Origin of the sequence: Actinomadura sp. 9N215, assembly GCF_044326345.1 — a bacterium.
In the GTDB taxonomy this organism is placed as follows: Bacteria; Actinomycetota; Actinomycetes; order Streptosporangiales; family Streptosporangiaceae; genus Spirillospora.
Genome location: NZ_JBIRBA010000008.1, coordinates 109730 through 125497 on the forward strand (window position 1 = coordinate 109730; position 15768 = coordinate 125497).

Below are 15768 nucleotides of genomic sequence, written 5' to 3' on the forward strand. Positions count from 1 at the left end.
ATCGTAGAGAATGATTGAGCCGATTCTGGACCGGCCCATGCGGATCGGGACCGGCCGAGGCCGAGGGGAGGGCCGTTGGACCTGCACGTGAGCCTGGTGGGGCGGCGGGACCTCGCGGGCCAGATCTACCGGCAGCTGCGCGCCGCGATCCTGGACGGACGCCTCCGCCCCGGCGAGGCGCTCCCGCCGACCAGGGAACTGGCGAGGCGGCTGGAGATCTCCCGCAACACGGTCGGCGTCGCCTACGACCGGCTCGGTGCCGAGGGGTTCCTGACGAGCCGGGTCGGCGCCGGGACGTTCGTCCTGGAGGGCGGGTCCGCCGCCCGGGGCGCTCCGTCGGCGTCGCCGCTGCGGCCGCGGGACGTGTGGGAGCACGTGTCCGCCTGGCCCCGGCCGATGCCCGGGATCACCTGGGATTTCCGCGCCGGGCTGCCGGACGTGGGGCTGTTCCCCTACGAGGCGTGGCGGCGGATCATGTCGGGGGTGCTCCGGTCGTCCGCGCTGGACGAGCCCGCGTCCGCGGGCGACCCGGCCGGCCTGTCCGGGCTGCGCGAGGCGATCGCCCGGCATGTGGGGGTCTCGCGGTCCGTGCGGGCGAGCGCCGGGGACGTCGTCGTCACGTCGGGCACGCAGCAGGCCATGGACCTGATCGTCCGGGTGCTGCTGGAGCCGGGCGACGTCGTCGCCGTGGAGGACCCGGGCTACCCGCCCGTCCGGATCCTGCTGGCGGCGGCGGGGATGCGGGTCCGCGGCGTGCCGGTCGACGCGGAGGGGCTGCGGGTCGACCTCCTGCCCGCCGAGGCGCGGGCCGTGTACGTCACGCCGTCCCACCAGTTCCCGCTGGGCATGCCGATGTCGCTGCCGCGCCGCAGGGCGCTGCTCGACTGGGCCCGGCGCCGGGACGTCGTGATCGTCGAGGACGACTACGACACCGAGTACCGGTACGGCGGCCGTCCGATCGAGCCGCTGCAGAGCCTGGACGAGGACGGCCGTGTCCTCTACACCGGCACCTTCTCCAAGATCATGCGTCCGGTGCTGCGGCTGGGGTTCCTCGTGGCGCCGCCGTCGCTGCACCGCGCGTTCCGGATGGCGCGGTACGTCTCGTCCTGGCACGCCGAGCTGCCCGCACAGGCGGCGCTCGCGAGGTTCATCGACGAGGGGCTGCTCGCCCGGCACATCCGCAGGTCGCGCCGCGAGTACCGGGCGCGGCACGAGCGGGTCGCCGAGCTGGTGGACCGGCTGCTCGGCGACCGGCTGACCGTCGTCCCGGCGGAGGCCGGGCTGCACCTGAGCGCCGTTCTCGACGACGGAGGCCAAGCGGCGCCGGACGACGCCGCGATCACCCGGAAGGCCCTCGAAGCGGGCATCGGCCTGTTCGCGCTGTCGGAGTTCGCCGTCACCGCGCCGCCGCCGGTCCGGGGGCTCGTCTTCGGCTACGGAGCCGTCACGCTCCCGGAGATCGACGCGGGGATCAGCCGCCTGCGCCGGGTCGTGGGGAGCTAGAGCTCCGCGGGGAGCTGGAACTTCGTGTGGGGGTTGGGCTCTCGTGGGCCGCCCGGACGCTCCGGGTCTTGCGTTCCGGCGTCCGGTGGACGGGCGTGACACGCTTCCCGTCGGCGCCGAAGAAGAGGACCCTTTCGAGGTCGACGGTCAGCGCGACATGGTCGCCGCGGTCCGGACGGTCGCCCGGCGCGATGCGGAAGATCAGGTCGGCCCGGCGGCGGTGGTGCCCCGCGTGCTCCTCGATCGGCTCCTCGGCCTGCTCGGACGGCCTGCCCAGCAGGGTCTTGAGCCGGTCGCGCAGCCCGGGGCGCTCGGGCTCGTACGACGCGGGCGCCGCGGGCCGTCCCACCTCGGTCGCGTCGACCGTGGGGATGCCGGACTCGGCGTAGGCGAGCCATTCGTGCCCGTGGAACTCCAGCGCGCGGACCTGCCCGGACAGGACGGTCCCGGCCGGAGCCGGCGAGCCTGGCGCGATCGGCACGAGGATGTCGGGACGTATCCCGACGGTCACGGACTGCCCGTGATGGCTGATCAGCGAGGACGCCCTTGGGTCGTTCCAAGGGACGGTCAGCCGCTGCGGGCCGAAGTCGAGCAGCAGCCCCTCGCCCTCGACGGCCCACAGGGTGGCGTGCAGCAGGTTGATCGGCGGCGAGCTGAGGAAGGCGGCGACGAACACGGTCGCCGGGTCCTGGTAGATCTGCTCGGGGGTGCCGACGTCCTCCAGGACGCCGTCGCGCAGCACCGCCATCCGGTCGGCCATCGTCATGGCCTCGACCTGGTCGTGGGTGACGTAGACGGTGGTGGTGCCGGTGGAGCGCACGAGCGCGGCGATCTCGACGCGCAGCTCGGTGCGCAGCCCGGCGTCGAGGCTGGACAGCGGCTCGTCCATGAGGAACAGCGACGGCTCGCGGATCAGCGCCCGGCCGATCGCGGCGCGCTGCCGCTGGCCGCCGGACAGGGTGCGCGGCAGCCGGTCGATCATCGCGTTGATGCCGAGGGCGCGGGCCAGTTCGAGGACCTTCGCGTGCGCCTCGGCGCGGTCGTCGCCGGAGACCTCCAGCGGGAACATCATGTTGCCCTTGACCGTGCGGTGCGGGTAGAGCGCGCCCTCCTGGAAGACCATGGCGACGTTCCGGTCGCGCGGCTGCAGGTCGTTGGCGACCGTCCCGTTCAGCCACAGGTCGCCGCTGGTGATCTCCTCCAGCCCGGCGATCATGCGCAGGATCGTGGACTTGCCGCACCCGGACGGCCCGAGCAGCACGAACAGCTCGCCGTCGTTGATCTTCAACCGGACATTCCGGACAGCGATCACCCCGCCCGGATACACCTTGTCGACGCCGTCGAGTACTACATCCGTCATCGGGTCCGCCTGGGGGGTGGGGCAAAAACTGGGTCCGTCATCACATCGTGCGACGGTCCGTGTTGTCCATAGTAGATCCGGCGTGCCAGGCGGCCCGATCGGCCGAGTCCGGCCACGAAACACCAGATTCCGGTCACCGAAGGATGATCCAGGCCGCTTTCCGTCCGGGACGCGGCTGGTCCGCCCCCGATCCTCGACTGGTATGCCACCGCCGTCCAACCGGTATGTCTCCGATGGCGACCGCTAGGTCTCCGGTGGCGGCCGGTAGGTCACGAGGCGCGGCCGGTAGGTCCCCGATGGCGGCCGCCGCGGCGGGACGCGGCCCGTTAGGGCTTGCGGCGCACCGGATGTCGGGACAGCGCCGTAGACTCCTACGTCGTGGCAGGCCGTATTCGCAATGAGGACATCGCACTCGTCCGGGAGCGCTCGTCCATCGACGCCGTGATCGGCGAGTACCTGCAGCTCCGCAGCGCGGGCGGCGGGAACCTCAAGGGCCTCTGCCCGTTCCACGACGAGAAGTCGCCGTCGTTCAACGTGACGCCCTCGCGCGGGCTGTACTTCTGCTTCGGCTGCGAGGCGGGCGGCGACGTCATCAAGTTCGTCCAGGAGATCGAGCACCTGTCCTTCGGCGACGCGGTGGAGCGGCTCGCCGCGCAGGCGGGCGTCCAGCTGCGCTACGAGGACGGCGGCGGACGCGGCCCCCGGCAGGACGGCGGCCAGCGTGCCCGGCTGGTCGAGGCGCACAAGGCCGCCGCCGAGTACTACGCGGAGCGGCTGGCCTCGCCGGACGGCGAGATCGGCCGCCGGTTCCTGTCCGAGCGCGGCTTCGAGCCGGCCGACGCCGGCCACTTCGGCGTGGGGTTCGCGCCCCGCGAGTGGGAGGGCCTGGTCCGGCACCTGCGCGGCCGGGGCTTCGCCGACCGCGACATCGTCGCCGGCGGCCTCGCCAAGGAGGGGCGGCGCGGGCCGATGGACCGGTTCCGCGGCCGGCTGATGTGGCCGATCCGCGACCTGTCCGGCGACGTCATCGGGTTCGGCGCCCGCAAGCTCTACGAGGACGACGACGGTCCCAAGTACCTGAACACCCCCGAGTCGCCGCTCTTCCACAAGGGCTCGGTCCTGTACGGCGCCGACCTGGCGAAGAAGGAGATCGCGCGGCGGCGGCAGGCCGTGGTGGTCGAGGGCTACACCGACGTGATGGCCTGTCACCTGGCGGGCGTCCCGACGGCGATCGCGACCTGCGGCACGGCGTTCGGCGACGACCACATCAAGGTCCTGCGCCGCCTGCTCATGGACCAGGACGAGTTCCGCGGCGAGGTGATCTTCACCTTCGACGGCGACGCGGCCGGCCGCAAGGCGGCGCTGCGCGCGTTCGACGACGAGCAGAAGTTCGTCTCGCAGACGTTCGTGGCCATCCAGCCGGACGGGCTCGACCCCTGCGACCTGCGCATCCGGCACGGCGACGCCGCGGTCCGCGACCTGGTGGCCGCGCGGCTGCCGCTGTTCGAGTTCGCCGTGCGCAGCGCGATCGAGCAGCACGACCTCGACACCGTGGAGGGGCGGCTCAGCGCGCTGGACGCGGCGGCCCCGGTCGTCGCCGCCATCAAGGACCGCTCGCGCCGCCACATGTACGCCGTCAACCTTGACCGCTGGCTCGGGATCATGGACGAGCAGTTCGTGCTGCGGCGCGTCCGCGAGCTGGCCGCCCGGCGGCACGGCCGCCCCCAGCACGGCAACGGCAGGGGCGGGAACCACCGGCCGGGAGACGGCGGGGCCGGAAACGGCCGGACCGGAAACGGCCGCGCGGGCAACGGGCGCGACACCGGCGGTCCGGTCGAGAATGGCGGTGAAGACGGACGCCACGCGGCCGACGCGGCGGGGGCCGGGCGGCCGGCGTTCGATCCGAGCGATCCGGAGGTGCAGCGGGAGCGGGAACTGCTGAAACTGGCCGTCCAGCGTCCTGCGGTGCTGGGGCCGGCGTTCGACGAGGTCCCCGCGGACGCGTTCATCGCGCCGCCGCACGCCGCGGTGCGCGCGGTCATCGCGGCGGCGGGGGGCGTGAAGGCGGCGGGCAACGTCGCCGAATGGGTGGCCCATCTCCTCGAACAGGCGCCCAATGACCAGGTCAGAGACCTGATCACCAAGTTCGGGGTGGAGCCCGCGCGGGCTTCCCAGGATTCGGACGACCGTTATGCCGCCGACCTGCTGGCCCGAATACAGGAACGCCAGCTCACGCGCATGATCGCCAGCGCGAAATCTAAACTCGGGCGGCTGAATCCGGTCGAGGCCCCCGAGGAGTACCACCGGCTCTTCGGCGATCTTGTCGCGCTTGAGCAGCAGAGACGGGTGTTGCGGGAGCGAGGGATCGGGTCACAGTAAGTCAAGGGACCGCAAAATAGGTCCTGTGATCTTGGCCCCATGTGACGCAAACTGTCTGGGTGGGCCCTTCGGTGCTGCCAAGCGAGGCGCCATCGGTTGATCAGGTGGCGGACCTCGTCGCACGTGGTAGAGAACGCGGCGGCGTGACCGTCGAGGACGTCGCTGCCGCGCTCGATCGCTCGGACTTGCCGGACGACTCCCTTGAACGGGTCGTCCGGATGCTCGCAGAGCAGGGGGTGGAGGTTCTCGAGTCTCAGCAGGAGACCGAGGACGTCACGCGAGCGGACGAGGGTGACCTCGGCAAGCGGGCGCCGACGAGCGACCTGGTTCGGATCTACCTGAGAGAGATCGGTCGCGTACCGCTTCTAACGGCAGAAGATGAAGTAGAACTCGCGAAATCGATCGAGGCGGGACTGTTCGCCGAGGAGAAGATGGCGCAGACCGCCGTCCTCGCCCGCGGCGAGCTGCTCGACCTCGAACAGCTCTCCCGCGAGGGCACGCGGGCGAAGCAACGCCTGATCGAGGCCAACCTGCGGCTGGTGGTCTCGATCGCGAAACGCTACGTGGGCCGGGGAATGCTGTTCCTCGACCTGATTCAGGAGGGAAATCTCGGACTGATCCGTGCGGTCGAGAAATTCGACTACACCAAGGGGTTCAAGTTCTCGACCTACGCGACCTGGTGGATCCGGCAGGCGATCACCCGCGCGATCGCCGACCAGGCCAGAACGATCCGGATCCCGGTGCACATGGTCGAGACGATCAACAAGCTGGTCCGGGTGCAGCGGCAGCTCCACCAGGACCTCGGCCGTGAACCCAGCCCCGAGGAGATCGGCCTGGAGATGGGCCTGTCGCCCCTCAGGGTCGTGGAGATCCAGCGGATAGCGCAGGAACCGGTCTCGCTCCAGTCGCCGATCGGGGAGGAAGACTCCGATCTCGGCGACTTCATCGAGGACGCGGACGCCGTCGTGCCGATCGAGGCCGCGGCGTTCATCCTTCTCCAGGACCAGCTGGAGGACATCCTGGGCACGCTGTCGGAACGGGAGCAGCGCATCATCCAGCTGCGCTTCGGCCTGACCGACGGGCATCCGCGCACCCTGGAGGAGGTCGGCAGGGAGTTCGGCGTGACGAGGGAGCGGATCCGCCAGATCGAGTCGAAGACCCTGGCGAAGCTGCGCCACCCGTCCCGCGCCCAGATGCTCCGCGAATATCTCGACTGACGCCCCGCCAGGCGAGCCGACCTGACAGAGCCGAACCGAGAGCGACGACACACCGGTACGACCGCCCTCCCGGCACCACCGCCGGGAGGGCGCTCGCATGCGCGCCGGACGCCCGCCCCCACGCGGGAAACGGGGGCTTGCCCGCGAGGCGGTGGCCGCCTGCCGGGCGGTCGACGGCACCCGAAACGGTGGTGCCATCGGAGCGGTGGCGGGCACACGGGACGGGTCCGCCGGCCACGGCTTTCGTGGCCGTTGTCAGGACGGCTGTTGGGGCAATGCGTCGCATTTCGTCCGGACGGTGATTTACCGTGGTGGTCATGCTGATCGTGACGACTGATGGCGTGGCGGGGTACGAGATCAGGAGCGTGCTCGGAGAGGTCCTCGGGTCGGCCGTGCAGGCCGATCAGGGCGCCGCGCCGCAGCCCGGGCAGGGCGGGAGCAGCGCCACGTTCCGGGTGACGGGGGAGCGGCCCGCGGCCGGCCTCGGCGCCGCCCGCCGCGAGGCGGTGGACCGGCTCGGCGAGGAGGCGCGCCGCAAGGGCGCGAACACGGTGGTCGGCATGCGGTTCGACACGGTCGCGGTCGGCGGCGGCCTTGAGGTCTGCGCCTACGGGACGGCCGTCTGGGCGGAGCCCGCGCAGGCGCAGCCGCGCGACCAGGCGCCGCAGCAGCAGCACCCCCATCCGCAGCAGCAGAAGCAGCCGCCGCCCTACGGCGAACCGCAGCCCGGCGGCCCGCCGATGGTCGCGCGCAACCTCACGATGGGCCTCCAGGACCGCCCGCGCTGAGACGGGCCCGTCCAGCGGCCGCCCGGCTGGCCCTCTTGACCTGCGGAGGTTAGGTTTGACTAACTTAGGTCGGCCTAACCACCCGCAGTGTCCTGGAGCCCGTCATGCGTCCTGTCTCCGCGCTCGCCGTCGCCGGCGCCGCCGCCATGTCGATGTCCCTGCTGTCGGCGTGCGGCGGTGACGACAAGGCGGACGCCGCGGGCGCCATCCCCGTGACGGCGACCGACGACACCTGCGAGGTGTCCAGGACGGACCTCACCGCAGGCAAGACGACGTTCAAGGTCAGCAACAAGGGCTCGAAGGTCAACGAGTTCGAGGTCATCAAGCCGGACGGCAAGATCCTCGCCGAGCGGGAGAACATCGGCCCCGGCACCAGCGTCGACTTCGTGGTCAACCTGCCCGCCGGGAAGTTCAAGCTGCTGTGCAGCGCCGGGCAGACGGGCAAGGGCCCGTCCCACGACGTCACCGTCACCGGCGCGGGCACGGCGGCCGGGGGCGGCGACCAGCGGCTGAACCAGGCCGCCGCCGACTACAAGACGTTCGTGATCGCGCGGCTCGACGACACGATCGCCAAGACCCGGACGTTCGTGGACGCCGTCAAGAAGGGCGACGTCGGCAAGGCCAAGGAGCTGTACGCGCCGTCCCGCGTCGGGTGGGAGACGATCGAGCCGGTCGCGGAGAAGTTCGGCGACATCGACCCCAAGGTCGACGCCCGGGAGGCCGACCTGAAGCCGGCGGAGAAGAAGGACTGGTCCGGCTGGCACCTGCTGGAGAAGGCGCTCTGGGAGGACGGCTCCGTCAAGGGCAAGGAGAAGTACGGCGACCGCCTGCTCCAGGACCTGGACGTCCTGAAGTCGCGCCTCCCCGGCCTCACCCTCGACCCGGTGAACGACATGGCGGGCGGCGCGAAGGAGCTGCTGGACGAGGCGCGACCGGCAAGGTCACCGGCGAGGAGGAGGCGTTCAGCCACACCGACCTCGTCGACTTCAAGGCGAACGTGGACGGCGCGAAGAAGATCTACGAGCTGCTCAAGCCGGTCGTCCAGGAGCGGGACGCGCAGCTCGCCAAGGACCTCGACGGCGGCTTCGGCGCCGTCGAGGCGCTGCTGCGGAAGCACGAGAAGGGCGACGGCTACGTCTCCTACGACAAGGTCGGCAAGGGCGACCGCAAGGAGCTCGCCGACGCGGTGAACGCGCTGGGCGAGCCGCTGTCGAAGCTCGCCGAAGTCGTGGCGAAGTAACCGAAGGGCGGGCGGCGAGATGACGGAGCCGGAGAGCGGCGGGACGCGTCCCGGGCTGTCGCGGCGGCGGATGCTCGGGTTCTCCGGGGCGAGCCTGCTGGTCGGAGCCGCCGCCGGGGCCGGTCTCGACCGGGTCGCGTCCGCCGACCAGGACGCGGACGGCGAGGCGGGCGCGGCCGTCGCGTTCCACGGCGCCCATCAGGCGGGCATCGCCACGCCCGTCCAGGACCGGCTGCACTTCGCGGCGTTCGACGTGACGACCGGCGACCGGGCCAGACTCGTCCGGATGCTCAAGGACTGGACGGACGCGGCCGCGGCCATGACGGCGGGCCGCCCGGTCGGTGACGGCGCGGTCGGCGGGGTCGCGGTGGCGCCGCCGGACGACACCGGCGAGGCGCTCGGCCTGCCGCCGTCCCGCCTCACGCTCACGATCGGGTTCGGCCCCACGCTGTTCGAGAAGGACGGCAAGGACCGGTTCGGCCTCAAATCGCGCCGCCCGGCGGCGCTGGTCGACCTGCCGCACTTCCCCGGCGACGACCTCGATCCCGACCGCAGCGGCGGCGACATCGCCGTGCAGGCGTGCGCGGACGACCCGCAGGTCGCGGTGCACGCCGTCCGGAACCTGGCGCGCATCGGGTTCGGCGTGGTCGCGGTCCGCTGGTCGCAGCTGGGGTTCGGCAAGACGTCGTCGACGACGCCGGACGCGCAGACGCCGCGCAACCTGTTCGGGTTCAAGGACGGCACCGACAACATCGCCGCGACCGACGCGGCACTGCTCGGCGAGCACGTGTGGGTGGGGGACGGCGGCGACGGCGCGGCCTGGATGGCGGGCGGCACGTACCTGGTCGCCCGCCGCATCCGCATGCACATCGAGACGTGGGACCGGACGTCGCTGCGCGAGCAGGAGGACATCTTCGGCCGCGACAAGCGCGAGGGCGCCCCGGTCGGCGGCGCGAAGGAGCGCGACAGGCCCGTCCTGGCGAGGATGAAGCCGGACGCGCACGTCAAGCTCGCCCACCCCGACTCCAACGGCGGCGCCAGGATCCTGCGGCGCGGCTACTCGTTCACCGACGGGTCGGACGGTCTCGGACGCCTCGAAGCGGGCCTGTTCTTCATCGCCTTCCAGCGCGACCCGCGCACCGGGTTCGTCCGGGTCCAGAACTCGCTGGCCGGCGACGCGTTGAACGAGTACATCCAGCACGTCGGATCGGGCGTCTACGCGTGCCCGCCGGGCGTCCGCAAGGGCGGCCACTGGGGCGACACCCTCTTCGCCTAGCGCCCCGCTCAGCCCCGCTCAGGCCTGCGCGGCGCGTTCGGCGCGGATGCGGGCCACGACGTCGCCGGCCGCCGTCTTGATCGACTCCAGTTCCTGCAGGTAGGCCCAGTAGTCCGGATGGGAGCCCGTGAGCCGGTTCGGCGCGGCCTCCAGCCGTTCGACGAGCGAGTCGAGCACCCTGGCGTGCTGCGGCGCGGCCCCGCCCGGCTGGGCCATGGCGAGGCGCTGCGCGTCCCGCACGGCGAACTGGACGCTCTCCACCGGCTTGGACGGGTCGGCGGCGACGGCCTTCAGCTGGTCGAGGCGTCCGGTGACCTGCCCGGCGCGCCGGTCGGCCGCGTTCAACTCGGTGCGGGCGGCCGTGAGCGCCTGCTGCGCCTGCTTCCACTCGGCGCGGGACGTGTGCGCGGACGCCTCGTTCAGCCGCTCCCGCGCCCGCGTGACGGCCGACTCGATCGACTCAGGCGCGCCCTTGAGGTCCTGCCAGCAGGCCTGCGAGTAGCCGCGCAGCAGGACCTTCATCGCGTCCTTCACAGGCCCTACGCGGTTCGCGACGACGTCCACGCGGGTCCGGGCGGACGCGAGCGAGTTGCGGACCTTCTGCGCCATCTGGGGCAGCTCGGCGGCGCCCTCGCGCGCCCGCTCGGCGATCTCGCGGACCTCCTCGGCCTTGCGCATCGCTCCGTCCAGGCCGAGCCCGCCCAGCCCCTGCGAGCCGAGCTGCGCGAGGATCTCCTTCGCTCTGGCCAGCTCGGCCTCGGGATCGGAGGCGTCCATCCCGGCCCGGGCCGCGGCGGCCACGGCGGCGTCGGCGGCGGCGACGGCGTCGCGGGCGGCGGTCAGGCGGGGCGGGAGCTGGTCGAGGGCGGCCTCCAGCCGCGCCATCTTCGGGGCGAGGCGCTCGGCGAAGCCGTTCAGGTTGCGGGTGATGTGCTGGAGCCGCTCGGTGGACGCGACGAACGCGCGGCGGGCGGCGTCGTACTCGGCGGGTGTCCGGTCCTGGTCATCGACGTCGTGCGCGTCCAGGACGGAGATGTACGCCACGGCGGCGGCGTCGGCGGACTCGGCCAGCCCGGTGAACTCCCGGCGGACGGGTTCGGCGGCCTTGGCGTCCAGGTCCTCGAACACGGTGACGCGGCCGTCGATGTACTTCTGCGCCTGGTCCATGTCGTAGAAGGCGGTCGACGCCGCCTCTCTGGCCTCGATCGCCCCGGAGGCCGCCTGCGCCCCCCGGTTACGGCGGCGCTGGTCGCCCGCTCCCCGCAACGCTGCCTCCCCTCGGTCCCTGCCCAGTCAACACTCTTCATCCTGCCCGTCCGCCCTGCAAAGCCCTGTGCCGCGGCGGGGCAGGCCGGATGAAGGATGTTCAGTCTGGCCGTCCCTGCCCAGTCTGGCGCAGACGGCCCGGATTCGCGCGCCTGACCTGTCCCGCATGTGGGTGAATTGCGAGGCTCTTCGGGTAATGCTCCGCCGCGACTGGAACGGATAGCATCGCTGCAACGTCGGACAGGCTGGGCGCCGGCGCGGCGTCCGAAACAACGGCATGCGATCTTGGAGGCCCATCGTGGGTGTCAGTCTCAGCAAGGGCGGCAACGTATCGCTCACCAAACAGGCCCCCGGCCTGTCCGCGGTGACCGTCGGTCTTGGCTGGGACCTGCGCACCACCACCGGCACCGACTTCGACCTGGACGCCTCCGCGATGGTGCTGGACGCCTCCGGCAAGATCATCACAGACCAGCACTTCGTGTTCTTCAACAACCTGCGGACCCCCGACGGCGCGGTCGAGCACACCGGCGACAACACCACCGGCGCCGGCGAGGGCGACGACGAGCAACTCAAGATCAACTTCGGCGCGATGCCCGCGACGGCCGAGCGGGTGGCCTTCGCCGTGTCGATCTACGAGGCCGACGGCCGGGGCCAGAACTTCGGGCAGGTCCGCAACGCCTACATCCGCGTGCTCAACCAGAGCGACGGCGCCGAGATGGCGCGGTACGACCTGTCCGAGGACGCCTCGATGGAGACCGCGATGGTCTTCGGCGAGCTGTACCGTTCCGGGACGGAATGGAAGTTCCGCGCGGTCGGCCAGGGCTACGCGTCGGGGCTCGCCGGCATCGCGCTGGACTTCGGCGTCAACCTCTGAGCAGGTCCGCGAACTCCGGCCAGGTCCGCAAATCCCACAGAAGACGTCCCGCAGCACACCGGGCTCGTAGTACACAGGCTCGTAGCACGCTCGTAGTAGACACGCTCGTAGTAGACACAGACACACCAGGAAGGGAGTGGCCCGAACATGGGGGTTTCACTCGCCAAGGGCGGCAACGTCTCGCTGACGAAGGCCGCCCCCAACCTCACGGCGGTCACGGTCGGCCTCGGCTGGGACGTCCGCGCCACCACCGGCGCCGACTTCGACCTCGACGCGTCCGCGCTGATGCTCGCCTCGACCGGCAAGGTGATGTCCGACCAGCACTTCGTGTTCTTCAACAATCTGAAGAGCCCTGACGGGTCCGTCGAGCACACCGGCGACAACCTGACCGGTGAGGGCGAGGGCGACGACGAGTCCATCAACGTCGCCCTCGGCACGGTGCCCGCCGAGTGCGAGCGCATCGTGTTCCCCGTGTCGATCTACGACGCCGACAACCGGCAGCAGAGCTTCGGCCAGGTCCGCAACGCGTTCATCCGGATCGTCAACCGGACCGACGGCAACGAGCTCGCCCGCTTCGACCTCACCGAGGACGCCTCCACCGAGACGGCGATGGTCTTCGGCGAGCTGTACCGGCACAGCGGCGAATGGAAGTTCCGGGCCGTCGGCCAGGGGTACGCCTCCGGGCTCGCCGGCATCGCCATGGATTTCGGCGTCAACGTAGGCTGAGGCGCCACGTAGGCTGAGGAGGTCGTCGTCGGTCGGTCACCGGAAGATCGCCGGCGCCTCCGCATCCCAGGCCGCCACGCCCGGCCGTCCTTCCTAGCAGAAATACGCGCATGATTCTTCGCACCTTCGGATGGTCCTTCGGCGTCACGGCCGTCGGCCTGCTCATCGCCCTGCTCTATGACGGGCCGACCGGGCTGGCCCTGGTCGCCGTGCTGGCCGTCCTCGAGATCTCGCTGTCGTTCGACAACGCCGTGGTCAACGCCAAGGTGCTCGACCGCATGAGCCCCTTCTGGCAGAAGATCTTCCTGACGATCGGCATCGCGATCGCGGTCTTCGGGATGCGGCTGATCTTCCCGCTGCTGATCGTGGGGATCACGGCCAAGCTGAACCCGTACGAGGCGTTCGACCTGGCGTTGAACGACTCGGACCGGTACCACCACCTGATGAACGACGCCTACCCGATGATCGCGGCGTTCGGCGGGATGTTCCTGCTGATGCTGTTCCTGGACTTCGTGTTCGAGGAGCGCGCCGACAAGTGGCTGCCGTGGCTGGAGCGCCCGCTCGCCCGCATCGGCAAGCTCGACCAGCTCGCCGTGGTCGTCGCGGGCGGCTCGCTGGCGTTCGTGGCGTGGCAGTCCGCCGACGACCCCGGCCAGGTGATGATCGCCGGCGTGCTTGGCATGGTGACCTACATCCTGGTCAACGGGCTCGGCGAGCTGTTCTCCGAAGCGGGCGAGGACGACGAGGAAGAGGGCGAAGGCGAGGAGGGCGCTCCGGCCCGGCGGTCCGGTCCTGGCTCGCTGGTCCTGGCGACCGGCAAGGCCGGGTTCTTCCTGTTCCTGTACCTGGAGGTGCTGGACGCCTCGTTCAGCTTCGACGGCGTCATCGGCGCGTTCGCGATCAGCACCGACCCGATCGTCATCGCGCTGGGCCTCGGCATCGGCGCCATGTACATCCGGTCGCTGACGGTCTTCCTGGTCCGCAAGGGCACCCTGCACGAGTACATATACCTGGAGCACGGCGCGCACTGGGCGATCGGGGCCCTCGCGGTGTGCATGCTGGTCGGCATCGGCCACCACGTCCCCGAATGGATCACCGGCGGGCTCGGCGCCGGCCTGATCATCGCGGCGTTCGTGAGCTCCGTCGTGCGCAACCGGGGCGAGGACGGCGCGTCCGGCGGCCCGGCGGCCGGCGACGGCGCCGAGAAGCCGCTGGAACCCAGCTCCAAGATCCAGTAACGAGGTTCGGCGGACCGGCCGCCGCCGGCCGCCGGAGTCCGCTCATCGGCAGATCCCCAGCCCGCGACACACATCGATCACCAAGGGAGCCGAACGATGTCCATCTCGCTGCAGAAGGGGCAGAAGGTCTCGCTGACCAAGCCCGGCGGAGGGACGCTCACCCGGGTCAGGATGGGCCTCGGCTGGGACGCCGTCGCCAAGAAGGGCCTGTTCGGGAAGGGCAAGCCCCGCAACATCGACCTAGACGCGTCGTGCCTGCTGTTCGACGGCAGCGGCAACCTCGCCGACCAGGTGTGGTTCCGGCAGCTGCGCAGCAAGGACGGGTCCGTCCAGCACACCGGCGACAACCTGACCGGCGCGGGGGAGGGCGACGACGAGGTCATCAACGTCGACCTGCAGAACGTCCCGGCCAACGTCACCCAGCTGGTGTTCACGGTGAACTCCTTCACCGGCCAGGACTTCTCCCAGATCGAGAACGCGTTCTGCCGCCTGGTCGACGAGACCACGGGGCAGGAGATCGCGCGCTACGACCTGACCGGCGCCGGTCAGCACAACGCGCAGATCATGGCGAAGGTGTCGCGGGACGGCGAGGGCTGGTCGATGACGGCGATCGGCGCGACGGCGACCGGCCGCACGTTCCAGCATCTGCTGCCGGCCGTGTCGACCCACCTGTGAACCGCGTCTGACGAGGCGTCCATGCGGCATTTCGATCACATCGACGCCGCGCGTCGTAAGCATCTTTTCTACCGTCATCCGCGGCCCTTCGACCGGCACGACGACCCGGCGGTGCTGGGGGTGGCGCTGGGCGCGACGCTGTACAGCCCCGCCACCCGGCCCGTCCTCGCCGACGACATCGAGCGGGCGGCGCGGCGCGGCGTGATGAGCATGGTCGTGTGCCTGGAGGACGCGATCGCCGACGACGAGGTCGCGGCCGGCGAGGCGAACCTGGTGGCGCAGCTGCGGACGCTGCACGGCCGCGGCGAGGCGACGCGGGACGTGCCGCTGCTGTTCGTCCGCGTCCGCGATCCCCGCCAGATCGGCGATCTGATCGGCCGGCTGGGCGACGCGGCGGTGCTGGTCAGCGGGTTCGTGCTGCCGAAGTTCACGGCGTCCGCCGGTGGAGCGTTCCTCGACGCGCTGGCGGACGCCGCCGCCCGGACGGGCCAGCGGCTGCTCGCGATGCCGGTGATCGAGAGCCCGGAGGCGGTGTACGCCGAGACCCGCACCGAGATGCTGTACGACGTGGCGCGGCTGCTGGCCAAGCACCGGCGGCGGATCCTGGCCGTCCGGATCGGGGCGACCGACATGTCCGCGGCGTACGGACTGCGCCGCCCGCCCGACCTGACGATCTACGACATCCGGCCGGTCGCGGGCGTGATCTGCGACGTGGTGAACATCCTCGGCCGCGCGGACGGCACCGGATACGTCGTGACCGGCCCGGTCTGGGAGTACTTCTCGGCGGGGGAGCGGATGTTCAAGCCGCAGCTCAGGCAGTCGCCGTTCGACCGGCAGCGGGCGGCGCCGCTGCGGCAGCGGCTGATCACGTCCGACCTGGACGGCCTGATCCGCGAGGTGCATCTGGACAAGGCGAACGGCCTCATCGGCAAGACCGTGATCCATCCGAGCCATGTGGCGGCCGTGCACGCGCTGTCGGTGGTGACGCACGAGGAGTACTGCGACGCCGCCGATATCCTGGGTGTCACCGGGGGAGGCGCTATGGCCAGCTCCTATGCGAACAAGATGAACGAGGCGAAACCGCACCGCGCCTGGGCGCAGCGGCTGATGCTGCGCGCCCGCGTGTTCGGCGTGGCGGCGGAGGGCGTGACGTTCGTCGAGCTGCTGGAAGCGGCGGGCAGCCGGTGACGTCGCCCTCGCCCAGCCTCTCGGCCGATTGGCCCGGT

General features: G+C 71.2%; 13 protein-coding genes and 1 pseudogene. 12 read left to right on the forward strand and 2 right to left on the reverse strand.

From position 1 onward, the window contains the following. The first annotated feature begins 75 nt into the window (after positions 1-75). On the forward strand, positions 76-1503 hold the full coding sequence (locus ACH34T_RS15740) for a PLP-dependent aminotransferase family protein (RefSeq protein ID WP_395992846.1): 1428 nt from the start codon (positions 76-78) through the stop codon (positions 1501-1503). Here ACH34T_RS15740 and ACH34T_RS15745 read toward each other — a convergent pair. Further along, on the reverse strand, positions 1472-2863 hold the full coding sequence (locus ACH34T_RS15745; RefSeq protein ID WP_395992847.1) for an ABC transporter ATP-binding protein: 1392 nt from the start codon (positions 2861-2863) through the stop codon (positions 1472-1474). The two genes, ACH34T_RS15740 and ACH34T_RS15745, sit on opposite strands and share 32 nt — an antisense overlap. 378 nt (positions 2864-3241) lie before the next feature. Here ACH34T_RS15745 and dnaG point away from each other — a divergent pair, with 378 nt between their 5' ends. The 6 genes and pseudogenes from dnaG (at position 3242) to efeB (ending at position 9763) form a co-directional block, all read left to right on the forward strand. Continuing rightward, positions 3242-5242 carry a DNA primase gene (dnaG, locus tag ACH34T_RS15750; protein WP_395992848.1) on the forward strand — a complete coding sequence of 667 codons (2001 nt, stop codon included), beginning with the start codon at positions 3242-3244 and terminating at the stop codon, positions 5240-5242. A gap of 71 nt (positions 5243-5313) precedes the next feature. Then, positions 5314-6459, forward strand: a complete 1146-nt coding sequence (gene rpoD, locus ACH34T_RS15755) for an RNA polymerase sigma factor RpoD (protein ID WP_395992849.1) — start codon at positions 5314-5316, stop codon at positions 6457-6459. 317 nt (positions 6460-6776) lie between these two features. Beyond that, positions 6777-7247, forward strand: a complete 471-nt coding sequence (locus ACH34T_RS15760) for a YbjQ family protein (RefSeq protein ID WP_395992850.1) — start codon at positions 6777-6779, stop codon at positions 7245-7247. Between the two features lie 152 nt (positions 7248-7399). Next, a pseudogene (locus ACH34T_RS15765) lies at positions 7400-8116 on the forward strand (imelysin family protein); the annotation flags it as partial. Beyond that, positions 8029-8487, forward strand: a complete 459-nt coding sequence (locus ACH34T_RS15770; protein ID WP_395993037.1) for an imelysin family protein — start codon at positions 8029-8031, stop codon at positions 8485-8487. The pseudogene ACH34T_RS15765 and the gene ACH34T_RS15770, both read left to right, overlap by 88 nt. Positions 8488-8506: 19 nt before the next feature. After that, positions 8507-9763 (forward strand): iron uptake transporter deferrochelatase/peroxidase subunit, encoded by a 1257-nt coding sequence (gene efeB, locus ACH34T_RS15775; RefSeq protein ID WP_395992851.1) that lies wholly within the window; start codon positions 8507-8509, stop codon positions 9761-9763. 18 nt (positions 9764-9781) lie between these two features. On the opposite strand, the gene ACH34T_RS15780 is transcribed toward efeB, so the two are convergent. Next, positions 9782-11029: a molecular chaperone DnaJ gene (locus ACH34T_RS15780; RefSeq protein WP_395992852.1), complete on the reverse strand. Its 1248-nt coding sequence runs from the start codon at positions 11027-11029 to the stop codon at positions 9782-9784. A gap of 298 nt (positions 11030-11327) precedes the next feature. Here ACH34T_RS15780 and ACH34T_RS15785 point away from each other — a divergent pair, with 298 nt between their 5' ends. The 5 genes from ACH34T_RS15785 (at position 11328) to ACH34T_RS15805 (ending at position 15730) form a co-directional block, all read left to right on the forward strand. Next, the gene (locus ACH34T_RS15785) at positions 11328-11903 is read left to right on the forward strand and encodes a TerD family protein (protein ID WP_395992853.1); all 576 of its coding nucleotides are present in this window, start codon (positions 11328-11330) and stop codon (positions 11901-11903) included. 147 nt (positions 11904-12050) lie between these two features. Further along, positions 12051-12629, forward strand: a complete 579-nt coding sequence (locus ACH34T_RS15790; protein WP_395992854.1) for a TerD family protein — start codon at positions 12051-12053, stop codon at positions 12627-12629. Between the two features lie 110 nt (positions 12630-12739). Beyond that, a complete protein-coding gene (locus tag ACH34T_RS15795) occupies positions 12740-13867 on the forward strand; it encodes a DUF475 domain-containing protein (protein ID WP_395992855.1) in 1128 nt (375 codons plus the stop codon). A 96-nt stretch (positions 13868-13963) separates the two neighbouring features. Then, the gene (locus ACH34T_RS15800) at positions 13964-14542 is read left to right on the forward strand and encodes a TerD family protein (RefSeq protein WP_395992856.1); all 579 of its coding nucleotides are present in this window, start codon (positions 13964-13966) and stop codon (positions 14540-14542) included. Between the two features lie 21 nt (positions 14543-14563). Continuing rightward, entirely contained in the window at positions 14564-15730 is a 1167-nt protein-coding gene (locus ACH34T_RS15805) for an HpcH/HpaI aldolase/citrate lyase family protein (protein WP_395992857.1), read from the forward strand. The last annotated feature ends 38 nt before the right edge of the window (positions 15731-15768 follow it).

Bases quoted from the DNA above. Each gene is read 5' to 3' on its own strand.
- ACH34T_RS15745 (WP_395992847.1), bottom strand. From the start codon at position 2,863: ATGACGGATGTAGTACTCGACGGCGTCGACAAGGTGTATCCGGGCGGG.
- ACH34T_RS15760 (WP_395992850.1), top strand. From the start codon at position 6,777: ATGCTGATCGTGACGACTGATGGCGTGGCGGGGTACGAGATCAGGAGC.
- efeB (WP_395992851.1), top strand. From the start codon at position 8,507: ATGACGGAGCCGGAGAGCGGCGGGACGCGTCCCGGGCTGTCGCGGCGG.
- ACH34T_RS15790 (WP_395992854.1), top strand. From the start codon at position 12,051: ATGGGGGTTTCACTCGCCAAGGGCGGCAACGTCTCGCTGACGAAGGCC.
- ACH34T_RS15795 (WP_395992855.1), top strand. From the start codon at position 12,740: ATGATTCTTCGCACCTTCGGATGGTCCTTCGGCGTCACGGCCGTCGGC.
- ACH34T_RS15800 (WP_395992856.1), top strand. From the start codon at position 13,964: ATGTCCATCTCGCTGCAGAAGGGGCAGAAGGTCTCGCTGACCAAGCCC.
- ACH34T_RS15805 (WP_395992857.1), top strand. From the start codon at position 14,564: ATGCGGCATTTCGATCACATCGACGCCGCGCGTCGTAAGCATCTTTTC.